This is a genomic window from Kaistia adipata DSM 17808 (assembly GCF_000423225.1).
GTDB classification, from domain to species: Bacteria; Pseudomonadota; Alphaproteobacteria; order Rhizobiales; family Kaistiaceae; genus Kaistia; species Kaistia adipata.
The window spans coordinates 95603-108850 of the sequence record NZ_AUHO01000011.1 but is presented as its reverse complement, the minus strand read 5'-3'; the positions used below and the strand labels follow the sequence as shown (position 1 = coordinate 108850).

Here is a 13248-nt window from a genome sequence, read left to right as displayed (position 1 = left end):
CCGAGCCCGGTTCAGGCCGATTGCAATTCGGCGCCGCCCTGCCTAATCCTTGCGATCGGGAATGGAGTCTCCCGAGGCCGTCATGGCCTGAACCGCCTAGAAGCTGATGGCTCCTGCCTTGTGCTCTCGCACCCATGGCAGGAATCCGTCCGGCGTCCTGTCACGGCATGGTCAGGCTGGACGTCGCGTGATCGGGCTCGGGCCCGAAGGAGATTCCATGTTTCCAACCATTCTCGTCTTTGTCGGTGCGGGTTTCGGCGGCGTGCTGCGCCATGGTGTCAACCTGACCGCCGCCCGCCTGTTCGGCACCAGCTTTCCCTGGGGCACGCTGACCGTGAACATCGTCGGCTCGCTCGTGATGGGGCTTGCCGCCGGCTATTTCGCCTTTCGCGACGGGATGAACTGGACTCAGCATGCGCGCCTCTTCCTGACGACCGGCGTGCTCGGCGGCTTCACCACCTTCTCGACCTTTTCGCTCGACGTGGCGGTCCTGCTCGAGCGCGGCGAGACCGGAAGCGCGGTGATCTATGCGCTGGCGTCGCTGGTCGTGTCGGTTCTTGCGCTGTTTGCAGGGCTTTGGCTCGTCAGGACGCTCGCCGGGTGATATGAGGCGCCTTCAAGAGAAGGACTTTCCCATGGCGAGCATCGTCAACAAGACCGTCAGCCCCGACGAGGCCGGCATGCGCCTCGACCGCTGGTTCAAGGATCACTATCCAGGCCTGTCGTTCGGCCATCTGCAGAAGCTGCTGCGCTCCGGCCAGGTGCGCGTCGATGGCGGCCGCGCCAAGACCAACGATCGCGTCAATCCCGGCCAGGTGGTGCGCATTCCGCCGCTCGGCGTCGACTCCGCCGGTGGCAGCCCGCATGTCGCCCGTCCGCTCGGTGCGCGCGGCAGCGCCGCCGACGCGCTGATGGCGATGTGCCTCTACGAGGACGACCACGTCTACGTCTTCAACAAGCCGCAGGGCCTCGCCGTGCAGGGCGGTTCCGGCCTGACGACGCATGTCGACGGCATGCTGGAGGCGCTGCGCGACACCAAGGACCAGAAGCCGCGCCTGGTGCATCGCCTCGACCGCGAGACGACCGGCGTGCTGGTGGTCGCGAAGACGCGCCTCGCCGCGTCGAAGCTCTCTGCCAGCTTCCGCGCGCGCACGACCAAGAAGATCTACTGGGCGCTGGTGAAGGGCGTGCCGCGTCCGCCGCAGGGCCGTGTCTCGACCTGGCTTGCCCGCGACGGCGGCCCCTCGGGCGACAAGATGAAGATCGCGCGCCATGGCGAGGACGATGCGAGCCACGCCGTGTCGCTCTATTCGGTGGTCGACGTCGCGGGGCAGGGCCTCGCCTGGCTGACGATGCGCCCCGTCACCGGCCGCACGCACCAGCTGCGCGCCCACGCCGCCCATATCGGCCATCCCATCATCGGCGACCCGAAATATTTCGAGGCGGACATCAACTGGGACTTCCCGGGCGGCATCCAGAACAAGCTGCATCTGCATGCGCGCCGGATCATCATCCCGCATCCCTCGGGCAACGGCGTGCTCGACGTCACGGCGCCGCTGCCGCCGCACATGGTGCAGAGCTGGAACCTGCTCGGCTTCGACAAGGATCTCGGTGATACGGGCGAAGACGATGAGTGAGACCGGCAAGGGCGCGGGCAAGGAGCCTGGTGGCAGGCTCGCCGATCTGGGCGACACGGGTGACGACACGGCCGACGCGCCGCGCAAGATCCCCGAGAAGCTCGACGCCCCCGTCCTGCCGAAGCGCTTCTACGAGGCGGCCGACTATGCGCCGGCCGAAGTGGGCGGTTTCGTCATAAGGCTCGACGGCCGCGCCGTGCGCACGCCCGGCAAGGCGCGCCTGGTGGTTGCCGACGAGGCGATCGCCGCGGCGATCGTGGCGGAGTGGGCGGCGCAGGGCGAGTTCATCAAGCCCTCCACCATGCCGCTGACGCGCCTGGCCAATTCGGCCGTCGACGGCGTCGCCAACACGATGGACGAGACCCGCGCGGAAATCCTCCGCTATGCCGGCTCGGATCTCCTCTGCTACCGCGCCGACGCGCCGGAGCGGCTGGCCGAGCTGCAGCAGGAGAAGTGGGGGCCGCTGCTCGACTGGATGCAGCAGCGCTTCCATGCCCGCTTCATGCTGGCGGCCGGCATCGTCCATGTCGACCAGTTCCCCGAGACGATCGCGGCCGTCGACGCGGCGATCGGTCCGCAGGACGTTTTCCGGATCGCGGCGCTCAACACGGTGACGACGCTGACCGGCTCGGCCGTGCTGGCGCTGGCGCTGCTGCATGGCCGCCTCTCCGCCGAGGAGGCATGGGCGCTGGCGCATATCGACGAGGACTATCAGATCTCGCTCTGGGGCGAGGATGAGGAAGCGAGCGCGCGGCGGGCCGCGCGCTGGCGTGAGATGCAGGCCGCGGCGCTGGTTCTCGCCGCCCGGGCATAGGAGAAAGCCGTTGAAGCACGTGCTGGCTGAACTCGAGAAGCGGCGGGCCGAGGCGCGCCTCGGTGGTGGCGAAAAGCGCATCGCGGCGCAGCACGCCAAGGCGAAGCTGACGGCGCGCGAGCGCCTCGAAGTGCTGCTCGACGAGGGCTCGTTCGAGGAGTTCGACATGTATGTCGAGCACCGCGGCACCGATTTCGGCATGGAGAAGACCAAGATCCCCGGCGATGGCGTCGTCACCGGCTGGGGCACGGTCAACGGCCGCACCGTCTTCGTCTTCGCCAAGGACTTCACCGTCTTCGGCGGCTCGCTGTCGGAAGCGCATGCCGGCAAGATCATGAAGATCCAGGACATGGCGCTGAAGAACCGGGCGCCGATCATCGGTCTGTTCGACGCCGGTGGCGCCCGCATCCAGGAGGGCGTGGCGGCGCTCGGCGGCTATGGCGAGGTGTTCCAGCGCAACATCCTGGCCTCGGGCGTCATCCCGCAGATCTCCGTCATCATGGGGCCCTGCGCCGGCGGCGACGTCTATTCGCCGGCCATGACCGACTTCATCTTCATGGTGCGCGATTCGAGCTACATGTTCGTCACGGGTCCGGACGTCGTGAAGACCGTGACCAACGAGACGGTCACGGCCGAGGAACTGGGCGGCGCGACCGTGCACACCACGCGCTCGTCGATTGCCGACGGCGCCTATGAGAACGATGTCGAGACGCTCCTCGAGATGCGCCGGCTGGTCGATCTGCTGCCGCTCAACAATGACGGCGATATCCCGGAGATCGATTGCTACGACGCGGGCGATCGCATCGAGATGTCGCTCGATACGCTGGTGCCGGACAATCCGAACAAGCCCTACGACATCAAGGAACTGATCCTGAAGACGGTCGACGAGGGCGACTTCTTCGAGATCCAGGCCGCCTTCGCCAAGAACATCGTCACCGGCTTCGGCCGCGTCGAGGGCCGCACGGTCGGCTTCGTCGCCAACCAGCCGATGGTGCTCGCCGGCGTGCTCGACAGCGACGCCTCGCGCAAGGCGGCGCGCTTCGTGCGCTTCTGCGACGCCTTTTCCATTCCGATCGTCACCTTTGTCGATGTGCCGGGCTTCCTGCCGGGCACGGCGCAGGAATATGGCGGGCTGATCAAGCACGGCGCCAAGCTGCTCTTCGCCTATGGCGAGGCGACGGTGCCGAAAATCACAGTCATCACGCGAAAAGCCTATGGCGGCGCCTATGACGTCATGGCGTCGAAGCATCTGCGCGGCGATCTGAACTATGCCTGGCCGTCGGCGCAGATCGCGGTGATGGGCGCGAAGGGCGCGGTCGAGATCATCTTCCGTGCCGCAAATGGCGACGCGGAGGGGCTCGCGGCGCGGACCAAGGAGTATGAGGACCGGTTCCTGTCGCCCTTCGTCGCCGCCGAGCGCGGCTATATCGACGAGGTGATCATGCCGCATTCGACGCGCCGCCGCATCGCGCGCGGCCTTCGCCTGCTGCGCAACAAGGAACTCGAAAACCCCTGGAAGAAGCACAACACCATGCCGCTCTGAGCGGCATGGCATCCTGAGGCAGGGACGGTGTTAGGCGGGGATCGGGCCGATCCGCACGATCTCGGAGGCGTCGAGCCCCTCGAGCAGCTGCGGGATCGGCCGGCCGCCGATCTCGAGCTCCGGCGCGATCTCCGAAAGCGGCACCAGCACGAAGGCGCGCTCGGCCATGCGCGGATGCGGCACGATCAGGCCGTCCTCGTCGACATGATCGGATCCGTAGAGCAGCAGGTCGATGTCGAGCGTGCGCGGTCCCCAGCGGATGGCGCGTTCGCGGCCATGGTCGCGCTCGATGGCGAGGCCGAGTTCCAGCAGCGCGCGCGGTGACAGGATGGTCTCGACGCCGATGCAGGCATTGAGATAGGGGCCCTGCGGCACCGGCCCCCAGGGCGGCGTCTCGTAGAGCGAGGAGGTGCGCGTTACGCGCACGCCCGGGGCGGCATCGAGGGCGGTGATCGCGGCGCGCAGCGTCGCGGCGCGGTCGCCGAGATTGCTGCCCAGGCCCAGGAAGGCTTCCGTCATGCAGGCTTCAGTCACGCTTGCGCTCCCGCTCGATCTCGACGGCGATGACGCCGGTGGTGAGCGGCACAGGCGCTTCCGGCTTGGTGATGCGGACCGTCAGTCGATCGACCCGCCGATAGGCGTCGAAGATCGCATCGGCCATCGCTTCTGCCAGAGCCTCGATCAGCTTGTAGCGCTGCATCCGGCCGATCTCCTCGATCAGCATCGCCATCTCGCCATAGTGAACCGTCTTGGTGAGATCGTCGGTGCGCCCGGCCGCGGAGAGGTCGAGTTCGGCGACGATGTCGACGCGGAAGCGCTGGCCGAGCACGGCCTCTTCCAGCAAGACGCCGTGAAAGCCGTAGAAGCGCAGGTCGTTGATGAAGATGCGGTCGGTCATGAGTGTTCGCGGCTCGAAAGGATGGCGTCCGTGACGGCGAGGGCGTCGCGATGGGCGGCGACGTCGTGCACGCGGAAGGCCGATACGCCCTTGGCGGCGGCCAGGACATTGGTGGCGATGGTGCCGGCGAGACGGTCCTTCGGCTCCCGGCCCGTGATCTCGCCGATGAAGCGCTTGCGCGATACGCCGAGGAGGACGGGGAAGCCGCGCGCGACGATCTCGTCGATCCGGTCCAGGATCAGCAGGTTCTCGGTCATGTTCTTGCCGAAGCCGATGCCGGGGTCGAGCACGATGCGGTGATCGGGAATGCCGGCGGCCCGCGCCAGCGCGATCGAGCGGTCGAAGAAGCGCTGCATCGCGTCGAGGATCGTCGCCGGCGAATAGGTCTCGCGCTCCCAGTGGCTGATGACGACGGCGGCGCCATGCGCGCCGGCGACGCGGGCGATCTCCGGCTCGCGCTGCAGGCCCCAGACGTCGTTGACGATCGTCGCGCCAGCCGTCAGCGCCTGCTCGGCGACCGCGGCCTTGTAGGTGTCGATCGAGATCGGCGCGTTGGTGCGGGCGGCGACCGCGCGGATCGCCGGGAGGACGCGGGCGAGTTCCGTCTCGGCATTCACCTCGGCGGCGCCGGGGCGAGTCGATTCACCGCCGATGTCGATGATGTCGGCGCCCTCGGCGACGAGCCGCTCGGCGTGCGCGACGACGGCCTCGCCCTCGGCATGGTCGCCGCCATCGGAGAAGCTGTCGGGCGTCACGTTGAGGATGCCCATGATCAGGCTGCGACCGCTCGTGCGGCGGTCGAGATGATCGATATCGATGGGGGCGGCAGGCGCCATCGGGAAACTCTTGGCTGGTAGACGATTCACGCGGCGGGGGCCGCATCGCCGTTACAGCACCCAAACGCGCTGCCCTGTCAACGCATTGTCGGCCGCCGGCTCGCCGCAGTGGCGCTCCCGAGCCGCCAGCACGATTGCCGCTCGCCGGCAGAAGGCCTAGAAACCATCAGGCCGGATCGGCCGTCTGCCGTCGCGAGGAGTACCCATGTTCAACAAGATCCTGATCGCCAACCGTGGCGAGATCGCCTGCCGCATCATCAAGACGGCGCGACGCATGGGGATCGGGACGGTAGCCGTGTTTTCCGACGCCGATCGCGACGCGCTGCATGTCGAGATGGCGGACGAGGCGGTGCATATCGGCCCGGCGCCGGCGGCGCAGTCCTATCTGCTGATCGACCGGATCATCGCCGCCGCCAAGCAGACCGGCGCCGATGCCATCCATCCTGGCTACGGCTTCCTCTCCGAGCGCGCCGCCTTCGCCGAGGCGCTGGTCGCCAACGGCATCGTCTTCATCGGGCCGAACGCGGCGGCGATCGAGTCGATGGGCGACAAAATCGCCTCCAAGAAGGTGGCTGCCGCCGCAAAGGTCTCCACCGTGCCCGGCCATCTCGGCATCATCGAGGACGAGGACGAAGCGGTCACCATCGCCCGCGAGATCGGCTATCCGGTCATGATCAAGGCCTCGGCCGGCGGCGGCGGCAAGGGCATGCGCATCGCCCATTCCGACGCCGAGGCGCGCGAGGGCTTCCGCCTGTCGCGCTCGGAGGCGCGCTCCTCCTTCGGCGACGACCGCGTCTTCATCGAGAAGTTCATCGTCAATCCGCGCCACATCGAGATCCAGCTTCTCGCCGACAAGCACGGCAACGCGATCTATCTCGGCGAGCGCGAATGCTCGATCCAGCGCCGCAACCAGAAAGTGATCGAGGAGGCGCCGTCGCCGCTGCTTGACGCCGCGACCCGCAAGGCGATGGGCGAGCAGGCCGTCGCGCTGGCCAAGGCCGTCGGCTACGATTCCGCCGGCACGGTCGAGTTCGTCGCCGGCCAGGACAAGAGCTTCTTCTTCCTCGAGATGAACACGCGCCTGCAGGTGGAGCATCCGGTGACCGAGCTGGTCACGGGGATCGATCTGGTCGAGCAGATGATCCGCGTCGCAGCCGGCGAGCGGCTCGCCATCGCGCAGGAGGACGTCCGCCTCGATGGTTGGGCCATCGAGAGCCGCATCTATGCCGAGGATCCCTATCGCAGCTTCCTGCCCTCAATCGGCCGGCTGACGCGCTACCGGCCGCCGGAGGAGGCGACCGCCGACGGCGTCACCGTGCGCAACGATACGGGCGTGGTCGAGGGATCCGAGATCTCGATGTTCTATGACCCGATGATCGCCAAGCTCTGCACCCATGCGCCGACCCGCGCCGAGGCGGTCGAGGCGATGAGCCTGGCGCTGGACGATTTCGTCGTCGAGGGCATCCAGCACAATGTGCCGTTCCTCTCCGCGCTGATGGCGCATCCGCGCTGGCGCGAGGCACGGCTTTCGACCGGCTTCATCGCGGAGGAGTTTCCCGAGGGCTTCACCGGCGTGGCGCCCGACGCGGCGACGCTGGCGCGGCTCGCCGCCGTGGCGCTGACGATGGAGATCGTCCGCAAGGATCGGCTCGACCATCTCACGGGGCGCCTGGCGCCGCATTCCGGCAAGTGGCGCGAGCACTGGGTCGTCGCGATCGGCGGCACGACGGTGGAGCTTGCGAGCCCGTCCGGCCTGGCGCTGATGCCGATGGAAATCGACGTCGTGCTGCCTGGCAGCGACCGGCCTGTGATGGTGACGTCCGAGTGGATGCCGGGCGACCTCGTCTGGGAAGGCGCGATCGACGGCGAACCGTTCACGGTGCAGGTGCGTCCGGTCCTGTCGGGCACCCGGCTCCTCCATCGCGGCATCGACGTGGTGGCGCGGGTGATGACGCCGCGCATCGCGGCGCTGCACAGCCTGATGCCGGAGAAGGTCCCGGCCGATACGTCGAAGTTCCTGCTCTGCCCGATGCCGGGCCTCGTCGTCTCGATCGCGGTCGAGGAAGGGCAGGAGGTCAAGGCCGGCGAGACGCTGGCGATCGTCGAAGCGATGAAGATGGAAAACGTGCTGCGGGCCGAGCGCGACCTCGTCATCGAGCGCATCGCGGCGAAGCCGGGCGACAGCCTCGCCGTCGACGCCGTGATCATGGAGTTCGGCTGAGCGCTGGTCCGTAGCTCAAGCAGGGGGCGGCCATATCTCTGCGCGAGTCGCTCCTGCGGCTCACGTCGCCCCGGCGGAGGCCGGGGCCCATGAACACCGGCCAGGAAAGCTAGGCCCAGCCCATCGGCCCAAGGCCGGTGTGTCTGGATCCCGGCCTTCGCCGGGATGACGGCAGAGGGCTAGACGGCGTGAGCAGCCAATCCTCGCGGATTTGAGTGGCGGCGTCAGTCGCCCTCGGCGGCGAGCAGGCTGTCGGTCTTGACGTTCATCTGGTTGCCGCGCCATTCGAAGCCGCTGCCGCAGACGGCCGCGATCCAGAGCGCCGGCATGGTTAGGTCGCGCAGGATCCAGGCGAACGGCGAGCTACGGCCACAGTGCCAGCCGAGGCTTCTCGCCATCAGCGCCTCGGCGCCATACCACGCGATGGCGAGCGCCGGCGCGATCCAGAGCGGCAGTTCGCCCGCGAGGCCGAGCCAAAGCGTCAGCCCGATCGGCAGCAGCCCGCCGAGCGCCAGTTCCAGGCAGAACAGGGCCGGGAAGGTGACGCGCCGGAGCCGCGCCCAGCGCAGCTGGCGCTGCCAGATCGTGCCGATCTCGCGCGCGCCGAGCGGCTGCGCGAAGGGCTGCCTCACGAGGCGGACGCGCTGGCCGTTGGCGCGGATCGCCTTGGTGGCGGCGGCGTCCTCGGCCGGATCGGCGGCCAGCGCCGCGATGCCGCCATGGCGATCGAGATTTTCCCGCCGCCACAGCATGGACTTGCCCTGCGCGAATCCCTGGCCGACGGCATCGGCCGCCAACTGCCAGCGCGCCTGGTAGGTGTTCAGATAGGCGCATTCGAGCTCGGCCCCGAGATTGTCCGGCTCGCTGCCGAGCGGCGGCGAGCAGACGAGGCCGGTCGTGCCGTCCCAGCGCTCCAGCATGCGATCGAGATAGTCCGCTGGCATCAGCACATTGCTGTCGGCCATGACGATCCAGCGATGCGCGGCGGCGTCCCAGCCCTTGGCGAGGTTGTTGAGCTTCGGATTGATGCTGATGCGCTCGTCGCCCACCAGCAGGCGCGCCTGCACATGCGGGTGAACCGCCATCAGCCGGCGGATCAGCGGCACCACGGGGTCGGAAGCGCTCGCGACGCAGAAGACGATCTCATAGTCGGGATAGTCGAGTGCGAAGCCGGAGCCGAGCGTGCGCTCGATCGCGTGTTCGAGGCCGCGGACGGGGCGGAGGATGCTGATCGGCGGCCGGCCATGCGGCGCGGCCTCGGCGGAACGAAGGCGGCGGGCGCGGAACGTGACGAGCGCGATGCTGGCGAAGTGGACGAGCGCGGCGGCCAGGCAGAAGACGAGGGCGAGCGTGACGAGAAGGTTCATCGGAAGGCCCGGGCGCTCGGGAGGGCTGCGGATGACGGCAAGCTCGGTGCTCCCTGATCCGTGGCGCGCCGTGATCCGCGCCACCATGTCCGGCGCGATTCGCGTGGCGCCGCATCGCACCTCGTCGCGCATCGGCATGACGTTCTGATGAAGGGCCGCGCTTGACGCGGGCGGCGCGAGCGCGCAAGCCGTCCGGCAGCGATCTCAAGCCAGGACGGAATGCACGCCCCATGACCGAATCCCGACTGACGGCGCTCGTCGATCTCGACGGCACGCTCACCGATCCCTATCCCGGAATCAGCGCCTCCATCCTCTATGCCCTGGAGAAGCTGGACCGGCCGGCGGCCGACGAGCCTGCATTGCGCGCCGCGATTGGGCCGCCGCTCGAGGGGACCTTCGCGGCGATGCTGGGCGGCGACGCGGTGTTGGCCAGAGAGGCGCTCGGTCACTATCGCGAGCGTTTCGGCGCGGTCGGGCTCTATGAGAACACCGTCTTCGACGGCATTCCCGAATCGCTCGCCACGCTGCAGGCGGCCGGTGTCCGGATGTATCTGGCAAGCTCGAAGCCGCGCGTCTTCTGCGAGCGCATCCTCGATCACTTCGACCTAACGCGCTTCTTCGACACGGTGCATGGCGCCGAGCTAGACGGCCGGCTGGGCGAAAAGGCCGAGCTGATCAGCCATGTCCTGGCGACGGAGGCGATCGATCCGGCCGCCTGCGTCATGATCGGCGATCGGCGCTACGACATCGAGGGCGCGCGCGCGAACGGCATCAAGGTCGCCGCGGTCGGCTGGGGCTATGGTACGATCGACGAGTTCGAGACATTCCCGCCCGACGTGATCGTGCCGCAGGTGTCCGATCTCGCCTCCGTCGTGCTGGGGCTCTTGCGCTGAGGCTCGCCATGGCTGTCCGCACCGTGCATGTGATGATCTCCGGCCGCGTCCAGGGCGTCGGCTACCGGGCATGGACGGCCGACGAGGCCGTGGCGCGCGGGCTGTCGGGCTGGGTGCGGAACCGGCGGGATGGCGGCGTGGAGGCCGTGTTTTCCGGCCAGGCTGCGACGGTCGACGCGATGGTCGCCGCCTGCTCGGGAGGGCCGCCGCTCGCGGCGGTCCGCGCCGTCGATGCGGAGGAGCGCGAGCTGGCGGAAGAGGGGGCCTTCCGCGTGTTGCCGACGGTCTGACGTCAGGCGCCGTCCACTCGCTCCGTCGCGCCGAACAGGGCTTCGAACTCGCGGCGCATGACGGCGTCGACTTCCGGCATGGTGACGATGCGGCCGAGGTCGGCGAGGCTGGTGACGCCATGGCCGTGCACGCCGCAGGGCACGATGCCGTCGAAGTGGTCGAGCGCCGGCTCGACGTTCAGCGAAATGCCGTGGAAGGTCACCCAGCGCCGGACGCGGATGCCGATCGCGGCGATCTTGTCTTCCGTGAGCGGGCCCTTGTCGGGACGGCGCACCCAGACGCCGACGCGGTCGTCGCGGCGCTCGCCGCGCACGTTGAAGCCGTCCAGTGTGCGGATGATCCATTGTTCCAGCGTGGCGACGAACAGCCGGAGGTCCTGCCGCCGGCGGTTCAGGTCGAGCATGACATAGGCCACGCGCTGGCCGGGGCCGTGATAGGTGTACTGGCCGCCGCGGCCGGTCTGGAACACCGGGAAGCGATCCGGGGCGATCAGGTCCTCGTCATGGGCGCTGGTGCCGGCCGTATAGAGTGGCGGATGCTCGACCAGCCAGATTCGCTCCGAGGCCGTGCCGGCGGCGATGGCCGCGACGCGCGCCTCCATTTCGGCGACGGCGTCGGGATAGGCGACCGGCGCTTCCGCGATCACCCATTCGACAGGCGGGCTGCCCGCCTTCGGGAGGAGGGTGGCGTCGAGGTCATCGCGGAGTGTCATGGCATCGCTTTCGGCCGGCGGGGTTCCGGCCCATTCGTGGTGTTCAGTCTCATGTCGGTTGCTCCGGTCATAGCGCAAGGGGACGAGATCTTCACCTGCCGCGATCCGGCCATGCGAAAATCGCCCCTGTGGATGAATTCAAAGGATGCGCAAAGCCGCTTGTTTCGTCGGAGGGCATTTGCTACATCCCACCTCGCGCCGGGCAACACACCGGCTTGGGTTTCGCGGTCGTGGCGGAATTGGTAGACGCGCAGCGTTGAGGTCGCTGTGCCGCAAGGCGTGGAAGTTCGAGTCTTCTCGACCGCACCAAACCCAAATGCAAAAAGCCTCGCAAAACGGCGGCCCTCGGGCCGCTGTTTTTGTTTCTGGGCCATGCTGGCGCGGGCCTGTCGAGAATGCGTGGCGCGCCACTATTTTTCCTTTGCCCGAACAAACTTGGGCGTTAAAGCTCGCGCGAATCCTCCCCTGAAATCTCGGCACGCGTTCTAGAGGGGCCATGTCGGACGAGCTGACCATCGAACGCGACGACCGTCCGGCGAACGACCTTCCGCCGCTGCGCGACGAGAACGACAACGTCTCGTCGGTATTCCTCGACGCGCTTGGCGCGGCGATCGAAGCCGGCGACGGCGAGCGGGCGCGGGCGCTCACCCAGGACCTGCACGAGTCCGATGTCGGCGCTATCCTCGAGGCGCTCGATCCCGACCAGCGCCCGGCGCTGATCCAGCTTCTCGGCGATGCCTTCGACTTCACCGCGCTGACCGAGCTCGACGAGGCCGTCCGCGTCGAGATTCTCGAGGAGCTGCCGTCCGAGACCGTCGCCGAGGGCATGCGCGAACTCGATTCGGACGACGCGGTCTACATTCTGGAAGACCTCGACAAGGCCGATCAGGACGAGATTCTCGCCCAGATTCCCTCGGTCGAGCGGTTGGCGCTGAAGCGGGCGCTCGACTATCCGGAAGACAGCGCCGGCCGGCGCATGCAGACCGAGTTCATCGCCGTGCCGCCGTTCTGGACGGTCGGCCAGACGATCGACTACATGCGCGAGGCGCAGGACCTGCCGGAGGAATTCCACGAGGTCTTCGTCATCGATCCCGGCTACCACCTGCTCGGCACGGTCTCGCTGAACCGGCTCCTGCGCACCAAGCGCCCGGTGAAGATCGCCGACCTGGTCAGTGAGGCGCGCCATCTCGTACGCGCCACGGAGGACCAGGAAGGGGCGGCGCGGATGTTCCAGCGCTACAACCTGATCTCGGCCGCCGTCGTCGACGAATCCGACCGCCTCGTCGGCCTTCTCACCATCGACGACATCGTCGACGTCATTCAGGAAGAGGCGGACGAGGACATCAAGCGCCTCGGCGGCGTCGGCGACGAAGAGGTCTCCGACAAGGTCTGGTCGATCGCCAAGAGCCGATTCCCGTGGCTCTTCATCAATCTGATCACCGCCGTGCTCGCCTCCTTCGTCATCGGCCTGTTCGAGGACGAATTGCAGAAGATGGTGGCGCTCGCCGTCCTGATGCCGATCGTCGCCAGCCAGGGCGGCAATGCCGGCACGCAGACCATGACGGTTGCCGTGCGCGCCATCGCGATGCGCGAGCTCGGACCGCACAACGTGCTGCGCGTCATCGGCCGCGAGCTCGCCGTCGGCGTGTTCAACGGCTTCCTGTTCGCCGCGATCGTCGGCACCATGGCCGTCTACCGCTTCGGCATCCTCGATCTCGGCTTCGTCATCGCCGCGGCGATGATCATCAACCTGGTCGCGGCCGCGCTCGGCGGCATCCTGATCCCGCTCGCGCTCAACCGCCTGAAGATCGATCCGGCCATCGCCTCGAGTTCCTTCGTGACCACGATCACCGACGTCGTCGGATTCTTCTCCTTCCTCGGATTCGCGGCGCTCTGGTTCGGGTTTGCCTGATGGGCGCCGCCGCGGCGCGACGCACTGCCGCAGGCGGGGGCACGGACATCTGATATGGGCGGCCGCCGGTGTCGCGCCATGTTTCCCAATTGGACAAATTGTGACCGTGGTCACGCCGCGATTG

The 13248-nt window shown here is 68.0% G+C and carries 13 protein-coding genes, 1 tRNA gene and 1 riboswitch; of the genes, 9 read left to right on the top strand and 5 right to left on the bottom strand.

What is annotated here, in order from left to right:
• Positions 1–48: 48 nt before the first annotated feature.
• Positions 49–123, top strand: a riboswitch (Fluoride riboswitch).
• Positions 124–217: 94 nt separating this feature from the next.
• Genes crcB through G539_RS0112115 form a run of 4 tightly spaced genes read left to right on the top strand, consistent with a single transcriptional unit; the run spans position 218 to position 3994 of the window.
• Entirely contained in the window at positions 218–604 is a 387-nt protein-coding gene (gene crcB, locus G539_RS0112130) for a fluoride efflux transporter CrcB (protein ID WP_029075440.1), read from the top strand.
• Positions 605–635: 31 nt separating this feature from the next.
• On the top strand, positions 636–1637 hold the full coding sequence (locus tag G539_RS0112125; RefSeq protein ID WP_029075439.1) for an RluA family pseudouridine synthase: 1002 nt from the start codon (positions 636–638) through the stop codon (positions 1635–1637).
• Entirely contained in the window at positions 1630–2451 is an 822-nt protein-coding gene (locus G539_RS24590; protein ID WP_035831204.1) for an ATP12 family chaperone protein, read from the top strand. Before G539_RS0112125 ends, G539_RS24590 begins: the two co-directional genes overlap by 8 nt.
• Before the next feature lie 10 nt (positions 2452–2461).
• Positions 2462–3994, top strand: coding sequence for an acyl-CoA carboxylase subunit beta (locus G539_RS0112115; RefSeq protein WP_029075438.1), 1533 nt, complete (start codon positions 2462–2464; stop codon positions 3992–3994).
• Between the two features lie 30 nt (positions 3995–4024).
• Here G539_RS0112115 and folK read toward each other — a convergent pair whose 3' ends face one another.
• The 3 genes from folK to folP are packed head-to-tail and all read right to left on the bottom strand — an operon-like array spanning position 4025 to position 5728.
• The gene (folK, locus tag G539_RS0112110; protein ID WP_029075437.1) at positions 4025–4513 is read right to left on the bottom strand and encodes a 2-amino-4-hydroxy-6-hydroxymethyldihydropteridine diphosphokinase; all 489 of its coding nucleotides are present in this window, start codon (positions 4511–4513) and stop codon (positions 4025–4027) included.
• Between the two features lie 7 nt (positions 4514–4520).
• A complete protein-coding gene (folB, locus tag G539_RS0112105; protein WP_029075436.1) occupies positions 4521–4892 on the bottom strand; it encodes a dihydroneopterin aldolase in 372 nt (123 codons plus the stop codon).
• Positions 4889–5728: a dihydropteroate synthase gene (folP, locus tag G539_RS0112100; protein ID WP_029075435.1), complete on the bottom strand. Its 840-nt coding sequence runs from the start codon at positions 5726–5728 to the stop codon at positions 4889–4891. The genes folB and folP overlap by 4 nt, the downstream gene beginning before the upstream one ends.
• Positions 5729–5933: 205 nt before the next feature.
• Between folP and G539_RS0112095 the strand changes: the two genes are divergently transcribed.
• Positions 5934–7949: an acetyl-CoA carboxylase biotin carboxylase subunit gene (locus tag G539_RS0112095; RefSeq protein ID WP_029075434.1), complete on the top strand. Its 2016-nt coding sequence runs from the start codon at positions 5934–5936 to the stop codon at positions 7947–7949.
• Between the two features lie 224 nt (positions 7950–8173).
• On the opposite strand, the gene G539_RS24585 is transcribed toward G539_RS0112095, so the two are convergent.
• A complete protein-coding gene (locus tag G539_RS24585) occupies positions 8174–9316 on the bottom strand; it encodes a ceramide glucosyltransferase (RefSeq protein ID WP_035831202.1) in 1143 nt (380 codons plus the stop codon).
• A gap of 230 nt (positions 9317–9546) precedes the next feature.
• Between G539_RS24585 and G539_RS0112085 the strand changes: the two genes are divergently transcribed.
• The gene (locus tag G539_RS0112085) at positions 9547–10209 is read left to right on the top strand and encodes an HAD hydrolase-like protein (RefSeq protein ID WP_029075433.1); all 663 of its coding nucleotides are present in this window, start codon (positions 9547–9549) and stop codon (positions 10207–10209) included.
• An 8-nt stretch (positions 10210–10217) separates the two neighbouring features.
• A complete protein-coding gene (locus G539_RS0112080; protein WP_029075432.1) occupies positions 10218–10499 on the top strand; it encodes an acylphosphatase in 282 nt (93 codons plus the stop codon).
• 2 nt (positions 10500–10501) lie between these two features.
• Here the strand turns inward: G539_RS0112080 and lipB are convergent, their stop codons facing one another.
• The gene (lipB, locus tag G539_RS0112075; RefSeq protein ID WP_029075431.1) at positions 10502–11212 is read right to left on the bottom strand and encodes a lipoyl(octanoyl) transferase LipB; all 711 of its coding nucleotides are present in this window, start codon (positions 11210–11212) and stop codon (positions 10502–10504) included.
• 224 nt (positions 11213–11436) lie between these two features.
• Here lipB and G539_RS0112070 point away from each other — a divergent pair.
• Both G539_RS0112070 and mgtE read left to right on the top strand, forming a co-directional pair.
• Positions 11437–11521: transfer RNA gene (locus tag G539_RS0112070), tRNA-Leu, on the top strand.
• 187 nt (positions 11522–11708) lie between these two features.
• Complete coding sequence (mgtE, locus tag G539_RS0112065; RefSeq protein WP_029075430.1) at positions 11709–13124, top strand: magnesium transporter; 1416 nt, start codon at positions 11709–11711, stop codon at positions 13122–13124.
• The last annotated feature ends 124 nt before the right edge of the window (positions 13125–13248 follow it).